This is a genomic window from Rheinheimera baltica (genome assembly GCF_030731985.1).
Lineage (GTDB): Bacteria > Pseudomonadota > Gammaproteobacteria > Enterobacterales > Alteromonadaceae > Alishewanella > Alishewanella baltica.
The window spans coordinates 304757-326928 of sequence record NZ_JAPJDY010000001.1; the positions used below are offsets into that span (position 1 = coordinate 304757).

Consider the following 22172-nt stretch of genomic DNA (forward strand, 5'->3'; position numbering starts at 1 on the left):
TTTGACATTACCACTCCACGCGGGTGGCAAAAATAGGAGATAACATGGCCCTGGGTGTTGGTGGAGCAAGTCAGCAGCAAGCATTAGATCAGTTGTCGGATATGACGGCAGGCGTAACCCCTATTCCGTTGGCTGAGTATCAGCAGCGTATTGATAAAGCCCTGCGCTTAATGGCTGAACAAAAGCTGGATGTGATGCTATTAAATGCGGGCACCAATTTACGCTATTTTACCGGGGTAGACTGGTACGCCAGCGAGCGGCTGGTTGCGGCATTATTATTTGCTAATGGCCGTTTGGTGTATGTATTACCGCATTTTGAAATAGGCAGTATTGCGCCGTTAATGCTGATAAAAGGTGACATCTTAAGCTGGCATGAGCATGTTGACCCCTATGCCTTATGTGCCAATGAAATTAACACTGTTGCTGGCAAACAAGCCACGTTAGCCATGGACGAAAGTGCACAGTTTTTTATTGCTGATGGTATACAGCAGCATCTACCGACAATACGTATTGTCAATGCGCGCCCTGTTACAGCCGAGTGCCGTATGCATAAGTCGGCCAATGAGCTGGCATTAATGCAAAGAGCCATGGATATGACATTAGCCGTGCATAAAGCGACGGCGAGCATGTTGTATGCGGGTATTAGTACTCAAGAGGTGACGGAGTTTATTCATCTGGCGCATAAAAAAGTCGGAGCATCTGCTGGGTCTTATTTTTGTATTGTGCTTTTTGGCGCCGATACAGCATTCCCGCACGGTGTGGCTAAGCCCAAAGCGCTGGACGAAAACGACATGGTACTGATTGACACCGGATGTCGTTTACACGGTTATTTGTCTGACATTACCCGCAGCTATGTGTTTGGCAGCGCAACAGCGCGCCAACGTGAAGTCTGGCAACATGAGAAACAGGCTCAGCTGGCAGCCTTTGCCGCGGCACAGCCTGGTCAGCCCTGTCAGCAAGTAGACCGTGCCGCCCGGCACTATTTGCAGCAACATGGCTTTGGCCCTGATTACACCTTGCCAGGTTTGCCGCATCGCACTGGCCATGGTATCGGCCAAGATATTCATGAATGGCCGTATTTGGTGGAGGGTAATACTACCGCCTTGGCTACCGGCATGTGTTTTAGCAACGAGCCTATGCTGGTGCTACCGGGCGAATTTGGTGTGCGCTTAGAGGATCATTTTTATATGACCGCTACTGGCCCTCGCTGGTTTACTAAGCCTGCCAATGATATTGAGCAACCTTTTTGTTAGCAAAACGGTGTTTTTTAACGCAGCATTACTGGGGAAAATGCTGCGCTCATGCTGGACTATCGCGTTACAATTAAGCTCTACACGTTAACAGAACGGTAAAGTTTACCCTCCTGTTGCCGATAACCTGTTACCGATAAAAAGGGGTAACGAGAGGAGAGGTTGATGGATGCTTTTATGCCCTTTGTGCAGCGTGTACCCGGAACGCCGGTTGAGCCTGATCCCAAACAGGTAGTACCGGTGTTTAAAGATGCGCGTTTAACACCGGTAAAGCCGCATGAACAAAAATACCTCATTTTATCCCGCCCAACGCGCAAACGCGATCGCCGCCAGCAGGAGTATCCTGAAGCACCTTACACTACTCCTGAAGACGACCAACACGTTGATAAAGACGGTCACCTTGATATTTTTGTCTGAATTTTTCTGCTGTTCAAGGCATAATAGCGCACTGATTTTTTAGCCGGTTGTATATGTGTTGATATCTTTTGGTCACCCCATGCGAAGTTGCTATGCGTAAGCAAGTGAGTTCTGCCTTCGCGCCAAACGGCGCACTAGCCCAGCACATTAGCGGTTTTAACGCCCGTGATGCGCAAGTAGAAATGGCGCAGGCCGTGGCCGATGTTATTGAAACCCCCAGCGCTTTAGTGGTTGAAGCCGGTACCGGCACAGGCAAAACCTATGCCTATTTGGTGCCTGCGTTACTCAGTGGCAAAAAAGTGGTGCTATCTACTGGTACTAAAAACCTGCAAGAACAACTGTATTTTCGTGATTTACCCAAGGTGGTCAAAGCGCTGGCAAGCCCCCTGCAACTGGCCTTGCTTAAAGGGCGCAGCAATTATTTATGTTTATTTCGCCTTGAACAGCATTACAACCATGTACCAATGCAAGACGATCAGCTTATTCAGGATCTTAGCCTGATAAAAAAATGGTCTGCAGAAACGCAAAGCGGTGATATTGGCGAGCTAAGCTATATTGCCGAGGATTCTAAAGCCCTGCCTTACGTTACCAGCACCACTGATAACTGTTTAGGCAAAGACTGCCCGGTGTACGAAGATTGCCACTTACTCAAAGCGCGCAAAAAAGCGCAGGCAGCCGATGTTGTGGTGGTTAATCATCATCTGTTTTTTGCCGACTTAGCTTTAAAAGACACTGGGTTTGGCGAGCTACTGCCACAAATGGATGTGATTATTTTCGACGAAGCGCACCAGCTACCGGATATTGCCAGTGATTATTTTGGTGAAAATGTCTCCAGCCGTCTGTTACTGGATTTATGCCGTGATATCGAAACCGCCTGTAAAACCGAACTTCGTGAACATCCGCAACTGGCAAAAACCGCTGATAAAGTAGCCCTGCTGATTAAAGATTGGCGCTTGCAATTTGGTACCGAACCCGCCAAAGGTAATTGGCGTGATGCTTATCAAAATCCGCAGATGCAAACGGCATTAAATCGCGTGAGTGAAGCCATAGATATGTTGTATCTGGTGCTGAAAAGCAGCTTAGGCCGCAGCGATTTAATCGATAATGCCTTTGAACGTTTGGCACAGGCCAAAGCCCGTTTACTCAAACTAATGGATACGCAACAAAGCGGTGTTAGCCTGTGGTATGAGACCACGCGTTTGCATGTTAGCTTGCATTTGACACCGCTGAGTATTGCCGACAAGTTTCGCGCTATTGTCGCCGCTGATGAGCGTAGCTGGATCTTTACCTCTGCCACCTTATCGGTGAATCATGGCTTTAGCCATTACACCGATCAAATGGGGCTGCAACAAGCCAAAACCTTATTATTAGAAAGCCCATTTGACTACGCTGAGCAGGCATTATTATGTGTGCCTCGCTTTATGCCAGAGCCACATGAACCGGCCATGGCTAACACCCTATTGCAAATTGCCTGTCGCTTAATTGAAGCTAATAACGGCAGGTGTTTTTTCTTATTTACCAGCCATCGCATGCTGCAAATGGTAGCTCAGCAATTACCCGATCTTATTCGTCAGCCGGTTTTAGTGCAGGGCAGTACCGGCAAACGTTTATTACTGGAACAGTTTGTAACATTAGACAATGCAGTGCTGTTAGGCACCGGTAGCTTTTGGGAAGGTGTAGACGTGCGCGGCGACACGCTAAGCTGCGTGATAATTGATAAACTACCCTTTGCTTCACCAGATGAACCGTTGCTACAGGCACGCAGTGAAGATTGTGTTATGCGTGGCTTGGATCCGTTTGCGCAGGTACAATTACCGCAGGCGGTTATCACACTAAAACAAGGTGTAGGCCGCCTTATTCGTGACGTTACTGACCGCGGCGTGATGGTAATTTGTGATAATCGCCTGGTAACCAAACCTTATGGCGAAGTGTTTTTAACCAGTTTACCGCCCATGCGGCGTACCCGTTGTTTAGATACCGCGGTCGATTTTTTACAACAGATGAAACAGGACAATCCAACGTGATGCCAACTGCCGTAAAGTTACTTGCCTTAGATACTTCAACTGAAGCCTGCTCTGTCGCATTGCAGATCGGGGCCGAGAGGTTAACGCTAGACGAGGTTTGCCCACAGCAACACAGCAAACGTATTTTACCGATGGTGCAACAGCTACTGTCTCAGGCGGATATTGGTCTTAGCCAGCTTGATGGCATTGTGTTTGGCCGCGGCCCGGGAAGCTTTACCGGTGTGCGCATTGGTGTTGGCGTAACCCAAGGCCTGGCATTTGGTGCTGACGTGCCGGTGTATGGTGTTTCTACACTCGCGGCAATGGCCCAGGCCGCACATAGGTTGCACAGTGCCGAGCAGGTTATTGGTGCAATAGATGCGCGTATGGCAGAGGTGTATATCGCCAGTTTTCACTTACAAAACGGCCTGATGCTACCAAGCTCGGGCGAAGTGGCAATAAAACCTCATGATTTACCTGCTTTTGATATCGGTGGTGAAGTTTACGCTGTCGGCACCGGCTGGCAAACTTATGCACAGCAACTGCAACAAAAGCAAAACGCAGTTATCCTCAATGATGTGTTATACCCGTCAGCGCAGGATATGCTAAGTCTGTCACTGCCGGCACTGGCCGCCGGACAGTTTATTGCCGCCGAACATGCCGAACCGGTGTATGTGCGGGATGATGTTACCTGGCAAAAACTACCGGGCAGAGATAGCCGTCCTACTTGAAGCTGCAGCGGTGTTGGCTGCGCTAACAAGCTGGAGCGCCAGTCCGACCCGATCACATAGAGAACTATGCTCATGGGGACTAGTTAACTTGCCGCTTACCTGCAACTTCAATTAGTTTGGCTATCAGCTTATAAAATGCTTGGTTTGTTGGCTGCACTGGCTATAATTAGCGCTATGTCTGGATGAGTTTTGTACTATGACACTGAATATCAACTCTGCTGCTAATTCTACCCAAAGTATCAGTACCGTATTTAACGGTGCTGAGCCTCGTCGTGCGCTGCCGCGCAACGAAGAAGCAACAGAGCTGCCTAAAGGCAGAGGTATTCGTGCCAGCGCTGAAGTAACAGACCGGCTGGATGACGAGCGCCGTCAACAAACAAATTTCCGCTCTGCTACCGACAAGCGTAGCCAGCAAGCTATAGAGGCTTATCAAAGCCAGGCGAACGAGCAACGCCGTAGTGAAGTGCAATCTATGCTGGGTGTCGATCTTTACGCCTAAGCAAAAACGGGCTCTTAGCAAAACCCAGTTTATTTCTAAATCCAAACCACACCCTGCATCGTAGTCTTAAAGGTAAATTACTGTTAAGAGACGGTTATGACTTCTACCTGTTTAATTACCGGTGCCAGTTCAGGCATTGGACACGCGCTAGCGCTGTATTATGCCGCCAATGGCTGGACAGTTTATGCTGTGGCGCGCTCTGAAGATAAACTGAATCAACTTGCCCAGCACACTGGCATTAAAGCATTACCGCTGGATTTAACGGATACCGCAGCGCTTTGTTCGGCAGCTGAGCAATTGCTTGAAGAGGGAGTAGTGTTAGATCTGGTGTTGTTAAATGCGGGTACTTGCGAGTATGTTGACGCAACCGACTTAGATTTAGCCGCGTTTGAGCGCACCTTCGCCATTAACTTCCATGCCGTGGTTGCAGCAAGCAAATACTTTATGCCGTTGTTAAAGGCTTCTATGTCGCCACAATTAGCTATTGTTAGCTCAATGGCACATTTTTTCCCGTTTACCCGCGCCCAAGCGTATGGTGCCAGTAAAGCGGCAGTAAGTTATTTTGCTGACAGTTTACGCATAGATTTAGTCGACAGCGGTATATCGGTAAGTTTAATTGAACCGGGCTTTGTCGACACCCCTTTAACGCAGAAAAACGACTTTAGCATGCCCTTTTTAGTTAGCACTGATACCGCTGCAAAGCGTATATACACCGGTCTGGCTGCTGGTAAACAGCGTATTCGTTTCCCGCGTCGGTTAAGTATTATGTTGAAACTGCTGGCACTTTTGCCGTATCGGTTACGTAACAATGTGGCTGCCAGGATGAAACAATGACAACATCGCTAAGCACATTTCATTGGCGGGCCTTTATTGGTTTCCAACTAAGCTGGTTTGCATTGATAGGCTGGCAATACATCGCCATGTTGCCGGTGGTGGGATATTTTATATATGCCATGTTTAAGTTAACGTCGAAAGCACGAATCGCGGTTGGCGGTATTTTGCTGTTAGGAGTAAGCGTTGATGTCATCTTGCTGTTAACTGGCGTATTGCAGTTTGAGGGCAGTATGCTAATGCCATCATGGTTTGTGCTACTGTGGGCTATGTTTGCCTTGGCTTCAGTCGAATTTATGGCGTCAGTGCTAACCCGCCCTTGGGTTGCTGCAGTGCTGGGCGGCATTGGCGGGCCAATGTCGTATTGGGGCGGTGCAAAGCTAAGTGGTGGCCTATTGCAGTTTCCGCTGGCGGAATACTCAGCCATCGTGCTGGTAGTGGTATGGGCGGGTATTGCTATTGCTTTGGGACAAAGCAGGAGGTTTTATGCGCCGGCGTTGTAGTGCTATTTTGGCGTTGTTGTTTAGTTTTAATTTACTTGCCATGCCAGATTTCACTACGGTAGGGCAAGGCAGTTATCGCTACTTGTTTTGGCAGCTTTATGATGCGCGCCTTGCAACCACAGATGGCAAATTCATCGATTACGCTACCAGCAGCCCATTATTGTTAGAGCTAACGTATAAGCGTGATATCAGCAAACAGCAGTTTATTGATGCGACCGTAGATGAGTGGCAAAAACTTGGCTTTACCAGTACCGAACAACAACAGCAGTGGGCAAAGCTATTACAAACGCTATGGCAAGATGTTACAGAGGGCGATACCTTGGCTGCGCTGCTACAACCAGACGGTAAGGTGACATTCTATTTAAATGGTGTTGAGACCGGTGTCGTAGACGATGTCACTTTTGGAGCGGCATTTTTTGATATCTGGTTGCACCCTGATACCAGTGCACCCAAACTGCGCCGCGAACTTATCGCGGCGCCATAACAGCCTACTTGGTTTGTTGAATAAACTGGATAAGTTTTTTAGCTATCTCGGTATTGTCTTGAAAACCGCTAAAGTCATCACGCCATTTGCCATATGCTAGCACCGCCACATCTGTAGCGGTGTGCCCACCCGTGGTCCAACCGGTGTAAGAGTATTTGGCAACCAGCTGGTTAGACAAAACACGTAATGTCTTTTCATCTTGTTGCCGCGCCGCCAGTAATGCGGCTTGTTCTTCTTCGGTTAAGGTTATCGAGGTTAAATCAGCCCAAAGTACGAGTGCTGCAGTGTCAGACTCAGCCTGTTTTAATTGCGTAGCAATGCTTCTTCCCGTCGCCTTTACCTTTTGAACTACTTTGGGTAGCCACAGATATTCGCCTGCAGCACCCAATGTCATACCGCCGGTTTCGTGATCAGCAGTTATGATCAACAACGTATCCGGATGCTGATCAACGTAAGCTTTGGCTACAGCAATCGCTTTGGCAAAATCGTCCATTTCGGCCATGGCGCAGGCAATATCGTTATCATGGCCACACCAATCAATTTGGCTGCCTTCTACCATCAGCACAAAGCCTTTTTCTGCTGGGGTTAACAGCTTTAATGCCTTTGTCGTAAGCGTAGCCAACTGAGCGTTTTGTGAACTATTAAGTGCCGCCGGTAGCGCTGTTTCAGCGAGTAAGGCTAAAGCCGGTAATTGGGTTAGGGTATCCAGATGCTGCCAACTGTCGGTATATTGAAAACCCAGTTGTTTAAATTCACTGACTAAATCGCGGTCTTTGCGCTGAAAATATTTAATGCCGCCGCCCAGCATCACGTCAGCCACCGGCCTACCGTTAATCTTGTAATCGACATACATATTGGCAATATCATCGTAGTTACTGCGGCTTTTATTGTGTGCTAAGAATGAGGCTGGCGTTGCATGGTTAATTTGAGAGCTCGCAACTATACCGTTAGCTTTACCAAGGCGCTTGGCAAGCTGCATCATGGTACCTATAGGAATATGTTGGCGGTTTACTGATATTGCACCGTTATAGCTTTTTTCACCGGTAGCTAATGCGGTAGCACCTGCGGCCGAGTCGGTAACATAGGTATCATCATCTGGATAAGTACTGGCCATGCCTTGCCACAACTCATCAAAAATGGTGCTTTCAACCACTTTAGTACTGCTATCGTCCTGGTAATAGCGATATGCTGACAAATAGGTGGGGCCCATACCATCACCTATCATATAAATAATATTTTTTGGTGCTGCCAGAGCAAGAGAAGGGGCTAGCAACAATGACAACGATAACAAATGCAGGCGCATTCAGGTTTACCTTATTAGAGCTTGATGTTCTGGGTTGCTAGTGTACTTTATAGCGTTGTTATGACAAAGCGATGTCGACAAAGCGCTAAATGCATGCGCTCAATGTTTTACTTTGCGTTCGCTCGTTAGTGTGGCTAAATTAGGTGTAAATGGAACTGAATTAAAACTGAACAATCAAACGAATAATTCAGTTCCTTTTCCGGCATTAAACGCCCTGACGTCGTAGAGTCAGTAATCAGTAAGGTTTGAAGTATGTCAATTACAATTAGAACAAAGACAATAATTTTACCTTTATTTTTCAGCTGCTTATCTTTCGCTTCTGTACACATTTCTGCTGAGCAGTCGTTAACCAAGCTTGAACAGCTGGCGGCCGCACCACAGCGTAGTGAGCTTAATATACAACGTAATCAATATCGTAATCCGGTTGAAACGCTCGCGTTTTTTGGTATACAGCCGAATATGTCCGTGCTGGAGATATGGCCAGGACATGGTTGGTACACCGAAATACTGGCGCCATTTTTGAAAGATCAGGGGCAATTAACCCTGGCGCAGTTTAAGCAAAACGATGGTTCTTTCAAAGATGAACGCAGCATTTTTTGGGCGCGGGTAAGTGCACGTTTAGCTGAACGTTTAATTGAAGAAAAAGCCTATTTTGGTGAACCTGCATTGGTAGAGCTGGAACCGCCATTGCTGTACCCACAACAGAATGACCAGTTTGATATGGTGCTAACGTTCCGTAATGCCCATATTTGGAATGAAGACGGCAATTTATTTGCTACCTTGCAAAGCCTGTTTCAAGTGCTTAAACCCGGCGGCGTGCTGGGGATGGTTGAACACAGAGCGGCAAGGTTATCTGATATTTCAAGTTCAGCGGTTGATGGCTATCTTGATGAGTCTTATTTAATTCAGGCAGCTGAGCAAGCGGGCTTTAGCTTAGTTGCCAGCAGCGAAATTAATGCAAACCCGGCCGACACCAAAAATTACCCTAAAGGGGTGTATGCACTGCCACCAACACTTGCTATGGGCAATTACAATAAACAAGAGTATCTTGCTATCGGTGAAAGTGATCGGATGACACTAAAATTTGTTAAACCATTACAAGAACCAATACAGTAACTATTTTTGCAATAACTACGGCTAATTGTACATTGTTTACAATTATGGGATGATTAGCCGTTAGAGTAAAAACTCCAATATAGCCACAAACGGATAAAAGCGCAGCAACAGATTGCGTGCCGGTGGTTTTATATCTATACAATAATAACCTTAGACAAAAGGAGAGGACGGTGGATAGAGTTTGGTTAAAACGTTACCCGTCAGGCGTACCCGCAGAAATTAATGCCGATCATTACCCGTCATTATTAGATATTTTTGAACAAAGCATTGCGCAGTACCCAGATAAAGTGGCTTTTATCAATATGGGTAAGAGCATCAGCTATCGCGAGCTGGATCAGCAAAGCACGGCTTTTGCTGCGTATTTACAAACTATTCTTGGGCTGAAAAAAGGCGATGCGGTTGCCATTATGATGCCTAACTTGCTGCAATATCCTATTGCGTTAATGGGCGTTTTGCGTGCTGGCTGTGTAGTGGTTAATGTTAACCCGCTATATACGCCACGCGAACTTGAGCATCAGTTAAACGACTCTAAAGCTAAAGCTATTGTTATCGTTGAGAATTTTGCCCATACCTTGGCTGCTGTAGAAGATAAGGTAAAACTTGACCATGTGATATTGACCAAAATGGGTGACCGTTTGGGCGCGGTTAAAGGAACCATCGTTAATTTAGTTGTTAAACATATTAAAAAGCTTATCCCTGCTTACAAGCTAAAGGCTTTCACGCGTTTTAACACCACGTTAGAGCAGGGGGCTAATCTTAGCTATACCAAGCCCACGCTGAGTGGTAGCGATATCGCCTTTTTGCAATACACCGGTGGTACCACGGGGGTATCAAAAGGGGCTATGCTTACGCACCGTAATATGGTGGGTAACCTGGAGCAGGTCAGTGGTTGCCTTGATAGCTTCTTAAATAAAGGTGCCGAGTACGTTGTTACCGCGTTACCGCTTTATCATATCTTTGCGTTAACGGCGAACTTCTTCACGTTCTTTAAGTACGGCGGTACGAATTTACTGATCACCAATCCGCGTGATATGAAAGCCTTCGTTAAAGAGTTATCGCAATTCCCGTTTACCGCCATTACTGGTGTAAACACGTTGTTTAACGGGCTATTAAATACACCCGGCTTTGCAGATTTAGATTTTACCAAGCTTAAGTTGTCGTTAGGTGGCGGTATGGCAGTGCAGCGCCCGGTAGCAGAGAGATGGCAAAAAACCACCGGCACACGTTTAGTTGAAGGTTACGGCCTGACAGAGTGTTGCCCGTTAGTGACCATTAGCCCTTACGATTTAGACAGTTTTAACGGCAGCATTGGTTTACCTGCACCGTCAACGGATATTCGGCTGGTGGATGAAGACGGCAAAGATGTGGCACCAGGTGAAGCCGGCGAAATGCTGGTAAGAGGCCCGCAGGTTATGCTGGGCTACTTAAACCGGCCAGAAGAAACCGACAAAGTATTAAAAGATGACTGGCTATATACCGGCGATATTGCCCGTATGGACGAAGAAGGCTTCTTTTACATTGTTGACCGCAAGAAAGACATGATTTTGGTATCCGGTTTTAATGTATACCCAAATGAAATTGAAGAAGTGGTCGCAATGAGTGAAAAAGTATTGGAGGTTGCCGCCGTTGGTGTGCCAAACGATGCCAGTGGTGAAAGTGTTAAAGTGTTTATTGTGAAAAAAGACGCCAGCCTGACAGAGCAGGAAGTGATCCAACACTGTCGGCAACATTTAACGGGCTATAAAGTGCCTAAACTGGTAGAATTTCGCTCAGAGTTGCCCAAAACCAATGTGGGTAAAATTTTACGGCGAGAACTTCGCGGTTAACGCGTACCACTATACGCGTAACACGACAAAAGCCGGCTCTCATGCCGGCTTTTGTTTGCACAGCAATAGAACAGGTAACAGATGACAGGGTTAATCACCGATAACGACGCGCTGGCAGCATATTGTCAGCAGGTTTTAAACAGTAAAGTATTGGCAATGGATACCGAATTTATTCGCCAAAGTACCTTACTGCCAAAACTGGGATTAATTCAGTTGTTTGATGGCCACACGTTGGCCTTAGTCGACCCGCTTAGTATTACCAACTGGCAGCCACTGCAACAAGTAATGGCGAATACGGGCATAGTAAAATTACTGCATTCTTGCAGTGAAGACATCGAAGCCTTAGCCACCATTGGCATTAACGACATTAGCCCGTTGTTTGATACGCAGTTAGCCGCAGAGCTAATAGGCTGGGGCGGCAGCATGGGCTATGCGCGGTTAGTCGAACAACTTAGCGGTGAAGTACTGGATAAAAGCGAGTCTCGTACAGACTGGTTAGCCCGGCCCTTAACGCCCACGCAGCTAACATATGCCGCCAATGATGTACACTTTTTGTATCCGTTATACCCAAAACTCTTAGCGCTTATGTCGGAACAGCAACATAGTTTGTTGTTGCAAGAAGGCGCGCAATTAATGCGTCGGCGCGAGCAGCAGTTACCGCTGGAATTTAAGTATCTGGAAATTAAAAATAGCTGGCAGCTTAGCCCGCGTGAGTTGTCGGTTTTACGTGAGTTGGCAGCCTGGCGCTATCGTTATGCCCAACAGCGCGATCTCGCACTGGGTTTAGTGCTTAAAGACATACATTTGGTAGAGTTGGCTAAACGCCGGCCATCGACTGCGGAAAGTTTATTGAATATTCCGGGGCTGTCGCCCAGAGAAATACGCCGCCATGCCAAATTGTTGGTGGAAATGATCGCGCAGGCTAAAGAGTTGCCTATTACCGCCTGTCCACAGCGCTTTTACCACGAAGCACAGTTTGCTGGTCACAAAGAAATGGTGAACGAGCTAACCAAAGCCGTTAAATCTGCAGCGGCCGAATTGTCCATTCCGGCTGAATTTATGTCAGTGAAACGCCAACTGAACGAATACTTAAATTGGTGCTGGCGGGTGTCAGATGAACAGCGGGCATTGCTGCCTGTGCCAGAGTACTTAAAGGGCTGGCGCGCACAGTATTTATTGCCTTTTCTGCCATGGCCTGAGCATATTCCGGGCAAAACTGGTTCTTAACGTAATAATAGCTGCTTTGGATCAGTCTATTTTTTACTTAAAAAGTTACGATTTTTTTACTAAAAAAGCTTTGATCGTTTACTAAATCGCAGGCGTAACAATTCAGCAACTAATAACTGAAGGGTTACAACAATGAAGGGAATAAAAAACTTTGCTTTGCCTGTTGTTTTGTCTGTATCACTTAGCGGCTGTTTTTTAGACGGCGATTCAGATCCTGCGCCAACACCGCCACCACCGCCTCCACCACCAGCAGTTGTTAATGCCACAGTGCAGGTAGTGCACAGTGCCATAGATGCGCCAGATGTTAACGTGTTAGCTAACGGTGATGCAGCTGTTGAAGGGCTAATGTTTGGCCAGGCTTCAGACGTACTCTCCTTACCTCCGGCCACATACAGCATTGCAGTTGATGGCATTTTGCCGGGCGCTGATAACACTGCCACGGTTATTGGGCCTTTAGATCTCACCTTAGAAGAAGCCACACGTTACACCGTGTTTGCGGTGGGTAGTGTTGCTGCCCAAACTCTGGAGCCTATAGTGGTTACCGGCACGGTAAATGAGGTTGCAGCAGGTAAAATTCGTTTGCAAGTAGTGCATGCCGCCGCCACTGCACCTGAGGTAGATATTCACGTAACTGCGCCAGATGCTGAGCTAGGTTCACCATTAGCCACCTTAATGTACAAAGACGCTACCGACTATGTTGAAGTGGACCCGGGTACATACCAGGTGCGCATTGCTTTGCCTGGCACTGACACCGTAGTGTTTGACAGCGGTAGCCTGGATTTAAGCACCGCAGGTACAGATTTAGTGGTTGCCGCTATTGATAGCCGTTTCTCTGGTATGTCGCCGGTGTCTTTACTGGCTATTGGTCAGGATGGCAGCGAGATGGACATTCTTGACGCGTCTGCAACCGCATCGGTGCGCGTAGTGCATAACGTATCTGACGCGCCGGCGGTAGATGTTATTGTTAATGATGCTATTACTCTGGTAGATGCGTTGTCTTTCCCTGACTTTACCGGGTATGACACCGTCGCACCGGATACGTACAATGTTAAAGTTGCGGCTGATGCGGACAACAGCGTAGTGGTTATAGATGCTGATTTAACCCTGATGCCTGGCGCATTTTACAGCGTGCTGGCAGTGGGTTCATTGGGCGAAAACAGCATTGAACCGCTGGTATTAGCTGATATGCCACGTCGCATCGCAACCGAAGCGCAAGTGCGTATAGTGCATGGTTCAACCTTAGCGGGTAATGTGGATATCTATGTTACTGCAACCGAAGACATTACCGATGCCGCACCTGCCTTTGCTGCTGTACCGTTTAAAGCTGAAACCGGCTATGTATCACTGGCTGCAGGCGACTATGTGGTAACGGTAACGCCCGCTGGCAGCAAAACTGCCGCTATTGGCCCGGTAGCCTTAACACTGGAAGCCAACAGTATTTACACCGCTATTGCCCGCGACGGTGCCGGTTTAACCGCAGATGTAGGGTTAATTTTAATGGACGACTTTGTCCAACCTTAAAATCAAATAACAGAAGGTCCTGTTACGCCAAAGCCCGCTTCGTGCGGGCTTTTTATTCAGTAACATTCTTTGTTAACATCAAAATAATATTTTGCCATGTTATTAATGTTTTGCTACTTTGCTGCAGCAAAAAATATGATAACAGGAACGTTAGCCCGATGAAGTTTTACTCTGTGTTAGTGGTAGTGCTAACTACTATGTTCTGCAGCGCCATTAGCGCAAAAGAGTTACCGGTTGAAGCCTTTGCCAGTGCGCCTGGTATCGACAAACTCAAAATATCACCAGATGGTACCAAGCTGTCGATGATCCAAACTTTGGATACCGACAAAGAACAATTAGTACTGGTTTCGTTAATAGACTTAGAAACAGATGAACAGAAGTTTTTAGTTAAAGCGGACAGCCGTGACTTAACCATTTACTCGGTAATTTGGGCTAACAATAAACAGCTTTTAATGCGGGCAGCTTACGCATCAAAACGTTATGGCATACCGGTAACCGAAACCCGTTTAATGGTGATTGATGTTGAAACAGGTAAAAACCGCAGTGTTGTTAATGGTCAATTACTACGAAAATTAGTTCGTGCGCCGCAGTTTCAGTCAAATATTGTCGATTTAATGCCTGCCGATGAGCAGCACTTTTTGCTGGCATTAGATGGTTTTAACTTCGGCACTGGCACCAGCGTGGTTAAAATCAACCTAAATGGCGAGCTATATGAAATGGTTGCGACCAGCCGTGAAAACCTCTACGACTGGATAGCTGACCGCCAGCACCGGCCACGTATAGCTATGTTTCGGGATGACACCCGCTTTGAAGTGAAAGAAAAGCTTATCGATAGCGGCGATTTTCGCACCCTTTGGCAGTTTGAACGTTTTTCAGAGCAAGAGGTGTGGCCGATTGGTTTTGACGCCGATCCAAACATACTTTACGTGTCGGCCTACCATGACGGCCGGCTAGCCATTTTTAAAACCAACTTGTCTGAACCACAACCGCAATTACACCTAGTTAAAGCCGACGATAACTACGATGTTCCGGCTGATATGAGTTATTCCTGGCAAGACAACAAAGTAATTTCTATTGGCGGAGACTATGTAGACAGCGAGTACCAGGCGTTTCAAAAAGCGCTTGATTTGGCTATACCAGACGCAGATAACCACATTGTGAGCATGAGCCACGACAAAAACCGCTATATCGTCGAGTCTAGCAGTGCTACGCATGCGGGGAGCTACCTGCTTGGCGATCGCAAAGACAAATCGATGATGTTTTTGCTGGATAAATACAGTGAACTTAAGCCCGAGCTGATGGTGGCCAAGCAGAAAATTCAATATAAAGCGCGTGATGGTTTAACCATTGAGGGGTTTCTTTCCACCCCTTTGGGTTACAAGCAGGGCGCTATTCCTACCATTATCTTTCCACATGGTGGGCCTATTTCTTTTGATGACGACGGTTTTGACTACTGGACGCAGTTTTTTGCTAATCGCGGTTATGCCGTGTTGCAAATGAACTTTCGTGGTTCACACGGCTATGGTTTCGATTTTAAGCAAATGGGCTTGCAAGGCTGGGGCTTACAAATGCAGGACGATGTAGAAGATGGCACACGCTGGTTAATTAACGAAGGCATAGCGGATGCTAAACGTATTTGTATTGTAGGTGCCAGTTACGGCGGCTATGCGGCGCTGATGAGCGCAGTAAAAACATCAGATTTATATCAGTGTGTGGTTAGCTTTGCCGGTGTTACCGATGTTGAAGCCTTAGTGAAATCACACCGCCGTTACACTAATTATGAAGTGGTAAAAAAGCAGGTAGGCGACGATTTCGACTTGCTTGAAGAGCGCTCTCCAATTACGCATGCCAAAAAAATTAACGTGCCGGTACTTCTGGTGCATGGCACCAAAGATCGCAGCGTGGGGGTAGCGCAAAGCCGTGACATGCACAAAGCACTGCGTCGGCATGACAAGAACGTGCAGTATATCGAGCTGGAAGACGGTGACCATTACCTCAGCACCAACAGCCACCGCTTGCAAATGTTTAAGGCCATGGACGACTTTTTAAAGCAGCATCTTAACGCGGCGAAGTAATTGTAAATTTACATGTAGCTGATTTTTGCAGCCCGCGTAAAGCGGGCTTTGTTATTGCGGTTATATCGATACTCAGTTCGGATGAATCTCGCTTTTTATTAACGTCAACTTTATACTGCCGTTGTGTTAGTCAACTGGAGTGTTATAACCAACATCTATGAGCCTTTTAATTGCATTTGCGGTGTTGTCAATTGCGGTATCCTTTATCTGTTCAATTCTAGAAGCAGCGTTGTTGTCTATTACGCCAAGCTATATTGCTCAACAAAAACTTACACGGCCTTTGCTGTATGAAAAGTTAAAAATGTTGAAAGATAAAATTGATCAGCCCTTAGCGGCTATATTAACGCTTAACACAGTAGCCCATACCGTTGGCGCCACTGGTGTAGGGGCGCAGGTTACTATCGTTTTTGGTGATGGGTATTTGGGTATTGTCTCTGCGGTAATGACCTTCCTTATTTTGGTATTTTCCGAAATTATGCCAAAAACTATTGGTGCCCGTTATTGGCCGCAGCTAGCGCCAATGTTACCGGTAGTGCTGTATGGCATGATTACACTGTTAAAACCGTTTATCTGGTTGTCGGATCAAATTATGAAACTGTTTGGCGGCGCTGAGCAACAACATGATTTACGTCAGGAAATAAAAGCGCTAACCGTATTGGGACGTGAGCTTAATAAGCTTGATGAAGACGAGCAGCGTGTTATTTCTAATATTCTTGACCTGCACGATATCAAAGTTCGCGATATTATGACGCCTCGTACCGTGTGTGAAATTGCCAGCCCCAGCGAGCCGTTAGCCGACTTTGCTGAGCGTGTTAAAGTGGGGCAGTTTTCACGTTATCCGGTGTTAGACAAAGATGAAGCCCCACTGGGGATCGCGTTTCGTTACGATATGCTGAATATTACTGATCAAAAAACCGTTGCCGACTTAATGAAACCCGTCAAGGTGATTTCAGACAAGATAAACGTCGAGCAACTGATGTCTCAGCTAATGCATGAACGTCAGCACCTGTGTTTAGTGTACGATGAATATGGCAGTTGGCTTGGGTTGGTAACGATGGAAGACGTTATAGAAACCATTATTGGGCAACCCATTATGGACGAGACGGATGATATTCCTAATATGCGCCGTTTTGCAAAGCGGCGCTGGGCGCATAAACTTAAAAACCTGACGGATGATTAAAAAAACAGGCCGCAATAGCGGCCTGTTTTATAGCATCTGCTGTTAAACCTTACCCATAGGGCGTTTATTGCAACTAGCGCTTATCATCCGGGAAGGTGATATTCAGCTCTAACACAGACAATTCGTTGTCACGTTTCTCAAGAGATACGGCGATATCTTCGGGTGAAATATCCACGTACTTGCGGATCACTTCTAAAATGTCGCGCTCAAGCTGTGGCAGGTAATCCGGGCTGTTACGCTTTCTGCGCTCGTGCGCCACGATGATCTGCAGCCGCTCTTTTGCCGTGTTAGCGGTGGTCTTTTTACTTGAGCGAAAATAATCCAGTAACGACATGCGTTAACCTCCAAATATCCGTTTTAACAGGCCCTTTTTCTCTACTGTCAGAAAGCGGAAAGGCACTTCTTCACCCAGCAAGCGCTCGACAGTATCTAAATAAGCTTGGCCGGCATCGCTGTCAGTATCTAAGATCACCGGTTGGCCTGAGTTAGAGGCATTAAGCACGGCTTGAGATTCAGGGATAACGCCGAGCAGGTCTATTGATAAAATTTCTTTTACGTCTTCAACACTGAGCATTTCACCTTTTTCAACCCGCTCCGGGTTGTAGCGGGTTAAAAGCAAGTGCTCTTTAATCGCATCCTGGCCATTTTCGGCACGGCGTGATTTGCTGGACAACATACCTAAAATACGGTCTGAGTCGCGTACAGATGACACTTCCGGGTTGGTAACCACCACAGCTTCGTCGGCAAAGTACAGTGCCATCATGGCACCGGCTTCGATACCAGCGGGTGAGTCACACAATATAAAATCAAAATCTTTCGCCAGCTCGTTTAATACGCGCTCTACGCCTTCTTTTGTCAGGGCGTCTTTATCGCGGGTTTGCGACGCAGGCAAAATAAACAGATTATCGGTGCGCTTATCTTTTATTAATGTTTGTTTGAGATTCGCTTCGCCGTTAATCACGTTTACAAAGTCGTAAACTACCCGCCGTTCACAGCCCATAATCAGGTCCAGGTTACGTAAGCCGATGTCAAAATCGATAATTACGGTTTTATGGCCTTTTAAGGCCAGCCCGGTACCAATTGCTGCGCTGGACGTGGTTTTGCCCACGCCCCCTTTTCCTGAGGTGACAACAATAATTTTTGCCATCAAACATTCCTTATACTAAATCTGCTAATACCAATTGGTCGTCCTGCAATTTAACGCAGGCTGCCTTGCTCCAAAACTCGCCTTGCAGGCTTTCGCTAAGCCAGTAATTACCGGCAATAGAAACAAGCTCTGCTTGTAAATTGTTACAAAAAATACGTTTGCTGGTGTCACCGCTGGCCCCGGCAATGGCTTTGCCACGCAAGGTACCATAAATATGAATATTGCCATCGGCAATCACTTCGGCGCCGGCGCCCACGGTGCCCTTTATAACCAAATCTGTGCCTTTGGCATAAACCTGTTGGCCAGAGCGCACGGTTTGCTCAACAATTTTGGTATCCATGGGTACCGACACATTATTAGTTACCACAGTAGTTTGGCGTGTGGCATTACTGTTTTCTGCTGATGTTATCGTTTCGGCCGTTTTAACGGCTTTACTATCTTTACCCAGCTGTAATGCTGCTAAACCCGCCTGTTGCGCCTGCTGTTTAATATCATTACTGGCGCCACATACGCCCACTAACACCAGGTTTAATTCAACAAACAGCGTTTTTATTGCAATAAAATCAGGTGTTTGTTGGCAACCAGTGAGGTTGAGAATAATAGGGGCCTGATAAAAAAACGCTGGCGCTTGTGATAGCTTCTGGCTTAACTGCTGTTGTAACGCCGCAACACTAAGATCCGGGCACGAGAGTACCGATAAAGGAAAGAGACTGCCTTTTAATTCCAAAGTTTGTTCTGACATAACTTCTACTTTGCGCACTTATTATAATTTGTCGCTACTGCGGCTTTGGCAGTGCCAGGCCGCGCATTTATTTGCTTTGCCGCGGGTTGGCGGGTACGCAATAACAAGGCTTCATGTTATAGTTTAGGCCTTCGTTAAGCAAGGTTGAGGCGTGGTTTTATTCGATGCTGTGTGCGGTATATAAAAGTCTGAAAAAAGAGGGCACCTTTCTTTATGTTAAGCAGCGGGATGACTTCTCGGCTGTGCCTGATGCCTTGCTTAACACCTTTGGTTCGCCAGTGTTGGTTACGCTACTTAATTTAGCCAAGCGGGAACATTTAGCCTTGGCGGATATCGATAAGGTAAAGCAACAGTTAAGTCAGCAAGGGTATTATTTGCAACTGCCACCTCCGGTAGAAAATTTACTGGCGCAGCATAAAGCGCAATCGCGCTAATCATTAGTTAATTCAACGGGCCTTAATATGTTTAGAAAGCTTTTATCTATTACTGTGGTAGCGGTATTGAGTCTGTCTGCTTCTGCCAATGATGTGAAACCCAGTTTTGCCGATTACACTGCAACCTTAAAACAAGAGGCGTTAGGCAAGGGCTATACCACCGAGTTGGTCGACGCCGTGTTTGCCTCGTTAACGTTCCACGAGCGCATTGTTAGTGCCGATAAATCCCAGCCGGAGTTTGTTGAAACCTTAAGCACTTATTTACCTAAACGCGTTAGCGAAACCCGCATAAAAATGGCCCGCGAGCGGTATCAGCAATATTTACCTGAGCTGAAAATCATTGGCGAGAAATATGGTGTGCAACCGCGGTTTATTGTGGCTTTGTGGGGGCTGGAAAGTAGCTTCGGCCGTATTATGGGCGGGTATTCAGTGCCATCAGCTCTGGCAACGCTGGCCTATGAAGGCCGACGGGAAACATTTTTTAAAGCTGAGTTTTTTCATGCTCTGGATATTTTAGCGCAGGGACACATTGTGCTGGATGATATGAAAGGGTCTTGGGCCGGTGCTATGGGCCAAAGCCAGTTTATGCCCAGCTCGTTTATGGCGTATGCGCAAGATGGTGACGGTGACGGTAAAAAAGACATTTGGACCAATCAGTTAGATGTGTTTGCCTCTGTTGCCAACTATTTAAAGCAACAAGGCTGGGACAGTAATAAAACCTGGGGCCGTGAAGTGTTGCTGCCAGAGGCGTTTGACAGTAGCCATGCTATTGCCCGCGGCAGTCTGGCGCGCAGCGAATGGCTGGGCCGTTGGGCGCAGTCTGAACGTAGTTTGGCCGATTGGCAGGCTTTGGGGGTAAAGCGGCTTAATAATACGGCGTTACCCAAACGTGATCTTACCGCAGCATTGATACTCCCCGATGGTGAAGGCGGCCGGGCCTTTTTAGCTTACGACAATTACAAAGCACTTATGCATTGGAACCGTTCATATTACTTTGTCACTAGTGTGGGGTATTTGGCTGATCTTATCGTAGCGGCGGAGCAATAAGCATGAACTATCAACACCAGGATGTGCAGGGCAATGTTATCGACCTGCCGCAGGGTAAAGTGGTGTGTATCGGCCAAAATTATCAAGACCACATTGCTGAAATGCAAAGTAAAACAGCACCAGAAGCGTTGTTTTTTATAAAACCGTCTACGGCACTGTGTGCCTTGCAATCTGGCATCACTATACCGCAGCAACAAGGTGCGGTGCATAATGAAACTGAATTGGCTGTGCTGATTGCTAAACCACTTAAAAATGCGGATATCGCAACCGTGATAGACGCGATTTGGGGCTACAGCTTAGCGTTGGATTTAACCTTACGGGATGTGCAGGCCCAACTGAAACAATTAGGCCGGCCATGGGAAATAGCCAAAGGCTTTGACAACGCCTGCCCGGTTGCCGGTTTTGTTGCCAAAGCCCAGGTAAGCGACCCTCAACAGCTGGATTTTAGTTTACGGGTGAATGGCGAAGTACGGCAGCAAGCGAATACAATGCTTATGATTCGCCCTGTTTATCAGCTTATTAGCGAAATGAGCCAGCATTTTACCCTACTGCCTGGCGACATCATTCTTACCGGCACGCCCGCTGGCGTGGGGCCATTACATTCTGGTGACGAGTTACAGCTGCAGTTGGCTAATGTTCTCACCGTTAACAGCAAGGTACACTAAGCATGGCGTTAGCAGAACGTTATTGGGAAACCAAATCTCTGGATGAAATGAACAAAGAAGAGTGGGAAGCGCTGTGTGATGGTTGCGCTAAATGCTGCTTAAATAAGTTTATTGACGATGAGGAAGAAGAAGGGCCAACGGCGGTGTTGCATCAGGATGAACAGGTGCATTTCACCAATATTGCCTGTCGTTACCTTAACAGCCATAAATGTGAATGTACTGAATATAGCCAGCGCACCGTGTTAGTACCCGATTGCATCGCGCTGACAAAAGAGAATTTAAAAGACATTTTCTTTATGCCTACCAGCTGTGCCTATCGGCGTTTACATGAAGGGCGTGGTTTGCCGCAGTGGCACCCGTTGCTAAACGATGGCAAAAAAAGTCTGATGCATAAAAAGCAGATGTCGGTGCGAAATAAAACCATTTCAGAGTTGGATGTGAACTTAGATGACTTTGAAGATTTTATTGTTCGCTGGCCACTAAACGATCTGGATTAACCTTTACCCGTACCTGGGGATATTATCTTGTCATTTTCACAATATTTTCAGCAGTTTATGCAGCACTTTAGTCCAACTACCGTGCAAATTCTTATTAGTGTGTTCGCCGTGTCGCTGTATTTTATGATCAGCCGTCGGTTAGCGCCTTTATTGGCAACGGTTGTCTCACGCAGCAGACTTAAGGCCGATTTGCATAAGCGTGCACAGGTGGTTACACATATATTACTGGCTTTGTTGCTGGTGGTGGTGCTTAGCGTAGTGTGGGGCGTCGATATTCGCGGCTTGCTGGTGTTGGCATCCTCTATGATTGCCGTTATTGGCGTGGCGCTGTTTGCTGCCTGGAGTTTACTGAGTAATATCACCGCTTTTTTTATTCTGCTGGGGCAAAAAGCCTTTGCCGAGGGGATGGAAGTGCGTGTTATTGATGGCGGCAATTACCTGGAAGGGCGAATAGTAGAAATTAACTTATTTAGCACCGTACTGCGTACCAAAGATAATGAGCAAGTGATTTACCCTAATAACCTGTTAGTGTCGCGTCCGGTAGTGGTGTTTGCTAAAAAAAACCGCAAGGTGGTACAACACACCGTGGTAGAGAAAGCCCAGCGCTGGCGGCGTAAGACCTTGATTGGTCACAAAAGTGATTGATTATTCCGTGACAGCAACGCTAGGCGCTG

General features: G+C 46.9%; 23 protein-coding genes. 19 read left to right on the plus strand and 4 right to left on the minus strand.

Going from position 1 to position 22172, the window contains the following annotated elements; all coding sequences use genetic code 11:
- The first annotated feature begins 44 nt into the window (after window positions 1-44).
- The 8 genes from ORJ00_RS01475 (at window position 45) to ORJ00_RS01510 (ending at window position 6718) form a co-directional block, all read left to right on the plus strand.
- Window positions 45-1253: a M24 family metallopeptidase gene (locus ORJ00_RS01475; protein WP_306138771.1), complete on the plus strand. Its 1209-nt coding sequence runs from the start codon at window positions 45-47 to the stop codon at window positions 1251-1253.
- Between the two features lie 162 nt (window positions 1254-1415).
- Window positions 1416-1667, plus strand: coding sequence for a hypothetical protein (locus tag ORJ00_RS01480; RefSeq protein WP_027669588.1), 252 nt, complete (start codon window positions 1416-1418; stop codon window positions 1665-1667).
- Between the two features lie 92 nt (window positions 1668-1759).
- Window positions 1760-3691 (plus strand): DNA repair helicase YoaA, encoded by a 1932-nt coding sequence (gene yoaA / locus ORJ00_RS01485; protein WP_306138773.1) that lies wholly within the window; start codon window positions 1760-1762, stop codon window positions 3689-3691.
- The gene (gene tsaB, locus ORJ00_RS01490) at window positions 3691-4401 is read left to right on the plus strand and encodes a tRNA (adenosine(37)-N6)-threonylcarbamoyltransferase complex dimerization subunit type 1 TsaB (RefSeq protein ID WP_306137130.1); all 711 of its coding nucleotides are present in this window, start codon (window positions 3691-3693) and stop codon (window positions 4399-4401) included. The genes yoaA and tsaB overlap by 1 nt, the downstream gene beginning before the upstream one ends.
- 196 nt (window positions 4402-4597) lie before the next feature.
- Complete coding sequence (locus ORJ00_RS01495) at window positions 4598-4900, plus strand: hypothetical protein (RefSeq protein ID WP_306137129.1); 303 nt, start codon at window positions 4598-4600, stop codon at window positions 4898-4900.
- A gap of 96 nt (window positions 4901-4996) precedes the next feature.
- Window positions 4997-5734 carry an SDR family NAD(P)-dependent oxidoreductase gene (locus tag ORJ00_RS01500; RefSeq protein ID WP_306125267.1) on the plus strand — a complete coding sequence of 246 codons (738 nt, stop codon included), beginning with the start codon at window positions 4997-4999 and terminating at the stop codon, window positions 5732-5734.
- A complete protein-coding gene (locus ORJ00_RS01505; RefSeq protein ID WP_306138774.1) occupies window positions 5731-6234 on the plus strand; it encodes a DUF2878 domain-containing protein in 504 nt (167 codons plus the stop codon). The genes ORJ00_RS01500 and ORJ00_RS01505 overlap by 4 nt, the downstream gene beginning before the upstream one ends.
- Window positions 6218-6718, plus strand: a complete 501-nt coding sequence (locus ORJ00_RS01510; protein ID WP_027669582.1) for a chalcone isomerase family protein — start codon at window positions 6218-6220, stop codon at window positions 6716-6718. Before ORJ00_RS01505 ends, ORJ00_RS01510 begins: the two co-directional genes overlap by 17 nt.
- 4 nt (window positions 6719-6722) lie before the next feature.
- On the opposite strand, the gene ORJ00_RS01515 is transcribed toward ORJ00_RS01510, so the two are convergent.
- Window positions 6723-8021: an alkaline phosphatase gene (locus tag ORJ00_RS01515; RefSeq protein ID WP_306138775.1), complete on the minus strand. Its 1299-nt coding sequence runs from the start codon at window positions 8019-8021 to the stop codon at window positions 6723-6725.
- Window positions 8022-8273: 252 nt separating this feature from the next.
- On the opposite strand from ORJ00_RS01515, the gene ORJ00_RS01520 reads away from it, so the two are divergent.
- From ORJ00_RS01520 to ORJ00_RS01545, 6 genes are all read left to right on the plus strand, one after another.
- Window positions 8274-9137: a class I SAM-dependent methyltransferase gene (locus ORJ00_RS01520; protein WP_306138776.1), complete on the plus strand. Its 864-nt coding sequence runs from the start codon at window positions 8274-8276 to the stop codon at window positions 9135-9137.
- 170 nt (window positions 9138-9307) lie between these two features.
- Window positions 9308-10963 carry a long-chain-fatty-acid--CoA ligase FadD gene (gene fadD / locus ORJ00_RS01525; protein ID WP_306138777.1) on the plus strand — a complete coding sequence of 552 codons (1656 nt, stop codon included), beginning with the start codon at window positions 9308-9310 and terminating at the stop codon, window positions 10961-10963.
- An 81-nt stretch (window positions 10964-11044) separates the two neighbouring features.
- Window positions 11045-12190, plus strand: a complete 1146-nt coding sequence (gene rnd, locus ORJ00_RS01530) for a ribonuclease D (RefSeq protein ID WP_306138778.1) — start codon at window positions 11045-11047, stop codon at window positions 12188-12190.
- Window positions 12191-12322: 132 nt separating this feature from the next.
- Window positions 12323-13711, plus strand: coding sequence for a DUF4397 domain-containing protein (locus ORJ00_RS01535; protein WP_027669577.1), 1389 nt, complete (start codon window positions 12323-12325; stop codon window positions 13709-13711).
- A 158-nt stretch (window positions 13712-13869) separates the two neighbouring features.
- Window positions 13870-15786 (plus strand): alpha/beta hydrolase family protein, encoded by a 1917-nt coding sequence (locus ORJ00_RS01540; protein WP_306138779.1) that lies wholly within the window; start codon window positions 13870-13872, stop codon window positions 15784-15786.
- 157 nt (window positions 15787-15943) lie between these two features.
- Window positions 15944-16966 (plus strand): CNNM domain-containing protein, encoded by a 1023-nt coding sequence (locus ORJ00_RS01545; protein ID WP_305974753.1) that lies wholly within the window; start codon window positions 15944-15946, stop codon window positions 16964-16966.
- A 73-nt stretch (window positions 16967-17039) separates the two neighbouring features.
- On the opposite strand, the gene minE is transcribed toward ORJ00_RS01545, so the two are convergent.
- Genes minE through minC form a run of 3 tightly spaced genes read right to left on the minus strand, consistent with a single transcriptional unit; the run spans window position 17040 to window position 18855 of the window.
- On the minus strand, window positions 17040-17300 hold the full coding sequence (gene minE / locus ORJ00_RS01550) for a cell division topological specificity factor MinE (RefSeq protein WP_027669574.1): 261 nt from the start codon (window positions 17298-17300) through the stop codon (window positions 17040-17042).
- A gap of 3 nt (window positions 17301-17303) precedes the next feature.
- Entirely contained in the window at window positions 17304-18113 is an 810-nt protein-coding gene (gene minD / locus ORJ00_RS01555) for a septum site-determining protein MinD (protein WP_306138781.1), read from the minus strand.
- A 10-nt stretch (window positions 18114-18123) separates the two neighbouring features.
- Window positions 18124-18855 carry a septum site-determining protein MinC gene (minC, locus tag ORJ00_RS01560; protein ID WP_306138782.1) on the minus strand — a complete coding sequence of 244 codons (732 nt, stop codon included), beginning with the start codon at window positions 18853-18855 and terminating at the stop codon, window positions 18124-18126.
- Between the two features lie 164 nt (window positions 18856-19019).
- On the opposite strand from minC, the gene ORJ00_RS01565 reads away from it, so the two are divergent.
- Genes ORJ00_RS01565 through ORJ00_RS01585 form a run of 5 tightly spaced genes read left to right on the plus strand, consistent with a single transcriptional unit; the run spans window position 19020 to window position 22143 of the window.
- Window positions 19020-19289: a YcgL domain-containing protein gene (locus ORJ00_RS01565; protein WP_306138783.1), complete on the plus strand. Its 270-nt coding sequence runs from the start codon at window positions 19020-19022 to the stop codon at window positions 19287-19289.
- Window positions 19290-19316: 27 nt separating this feature from the next.
- Complete coding sequence (locus ORJ00_RS01570; RefSeq protein WP_306138784.1) at window positions 19317-20336, plus strand: lytic murein transglycosylase; 1020 nt, start codon at window positions 19317-19319, stop codon at window positions 20334-20336.
- A gap of 2 nt (window positions 20337-20338) precedes the next feature.
- Window positions 20339-21001 carry a fumarylacetoacetate hydrolase family protein gene (locus ORJ00_RS01575; RefSeq protein WP_305974747.1) on the plus strand — a complete coding sequence of 221 codons (663 nt, stop codon included), beginning with the start codon at window positions 20339-20341 and terminating at the stop codon, window positions 20999-21001.
- Between the two features lie 2 nt (window positions 21002-21003).
- Window positions 21004-21498: a YcgN family cysteine cluster protein gene (locus ORJ00_RS01580; protein ID WP_027669568.1), complete on the plus strand. Its 495-nt coding sequence runs from the start codon at window positions 21004-21006 to the stop codon at window positions 21496-21498.
- A 27-nt stretch (window positions 21499-21525) separates the two neighbouring features.
- Window positions 21526-22143, plus strand: coding sequence for a mechanosensitive ion channel domain-containing protein (locus ORJ00_RS01585; protein ID WP_027669567.1), 618 nt, complete (start codon window positions 21526-21528; stop codon window positions 22141-22143).
- Window positions 22144-22172: the final 29 nt, after the last annotated feature.

What these genes read in the sequence shown, in the direction of transcription:
- yoaA (WP_306138773.1), top strand. Translation starts at nt 1,760, where the DNA reads ATGCGTAAGCAAGTGAGTTCTGCCTTCGCGCCAAACGGCGCACTAGCC.
- ORJ00_RS01475 (WP_306138771.1), top strand. Translation starts at nt 45, where the DNA reads ATGGCCCTGGGTGTTGGTGGAGCAAGTCAGCAGCAAGCATTAGATCAG.
- ORJ00_RS01580 (WP_027669568.1), top strand. Translation starts at nt 21,004, where the DNA reads ATGGCGTTAGCAGAACGTTATTGGGAAACCAAATCTCTGGATGAAATG.
- minE (WP_027669574.1), bottom strand. Translation starts at nt 17,300, where the DNA reads ATGTCGTTACTGGATTATTTTCGCTCAAGTAAAAAGACCACCGCTAAC.
- minD (WP_306138781.1), bottom strand. Translation starts at nt 18,113, where the DNA reads ATGGCAAAAATTATTGTTGTCACCTCAGGAAAAGGGGGCGTGGGCAAA.
- ORJ00_RS01495 (WP_306137129.1), top strand. Translation starts at nt 4,598, where the DNA reads ATGACACTGAATATCAACTCTGCTGCTAATTCTACCCAAAGTATCAGT.
- ORJ00_RS01565 (WP_306138783.1), top strand. Translation starts at nt 19,020, where the DNA reads ATGCTGTGTGCGGTATATAAAAGTCTGAAAAAAGAGGGCACCTTTCTT.
- ORJ00_RS01510 (WP_027669582.1), top strand. Translation starts at nt 6,218, where the DNA reads ATGCGCCGGCGTTGTAGTGCTATTTTGGCGTTGTTGTTTAGTTTTAAT.
- ORJ00_RS01520 (WP_306138776.1), top strand. Translation starts at nt 8,274, where the DNA reads ATGTCAATTACAATTAGAACAAAGACAATAATTTTACCTTTATTTTTC.
- tsaB (WP_306137130.1), top strand. Translation starts at nt 3,691, where the DNA reads ATGCCAACTGCCGTAAAGTTACTTGCCTTAGATACTTCAACTGAAGCC.
- ORJ00_RS01515 (WP_306138775.1), bottom strand. Translation starts at nt 8,021, where the DNA reads ATGCGCCTGCATTTGTTATCGTTGTCATTGTTGCTAGCCCCTTCTCTT.
- ORJ00_RS01570 (WP_306138784.1), top strand. Translation starts at nt 19,317, where the DNA reads ATGTTTAGAAAGCTTTTATCTATTACTGTGGTAGCGGTATTGAGTCTG.
- ORJ00_RS01545 (WP_305974753.1), top strand. Translation starts at nt 15,944, where the DNA reads ATGAGCCTTTTAATTGCATTTGCGGTGTTGTCAATTGCGGTATCCTTT.
- ORJ00_RS01575 (WP_305974747.1), top strand. Translation starts at nt 20,339, where the DNA reads ATGAACTATCAACACCAGGATGTGCAGGGCAATGTTATCGACCTGCCG.
- ORJ00_RS01505 (WP_306138774.1), top strand. Translation starts at nt 5,731, where the DNA reads ATGACAACATCGCTAAGCACATTTCATTGGCGGGCCTTTATTGGTTTC.
- ORJ00_RS01500 (WP_306125267.1), top strand. Translation starts at nt 4,997, where the DNA reads ATGACTTCTACCTGTTTAATTACCGGTGCCAGTTCAGGCATTGGACAC.
- ORJ00_RS01480 (WP_027669588.1), top strand. Translation starts at nt 1,416, where the DNA reads ATGGATGCTTTTATGCCCTTTGTGCAGCGTGTACCCGGAACGCCGGTT.
- rnd (WP_306138778.1), top strand. Translation starts at nt 11,045, where the DNA reads ATGACAGGGTTAATCACCGATAACGACGCGCTGGCAGCATATTGTCAG.
- ORJ00_RS01535 (WP_027669577.1), top strand. Translation starts at nt 12,323, where the DNA reads ATGAAGGGAATAAAAAACTTTGCTTTGCCTGTTGTTTTGTCTGTATCA.
- minC (WP_306138782.1), bottom strand. Translation starts at nt 18,855, where the DNA reads ATGTCAGAACAAACTTTGGAATTAAAAGGCAGTCTCTTTCCTTTATCG.
- ORJ00_RS01540 (WP_306138779.1), top strand. Translation starts at nt 13,870, where the DNA reads ATGAAGTTTTACTCTGTGTTAGTGGTAGTGCTAACTACTATGTTCTGC.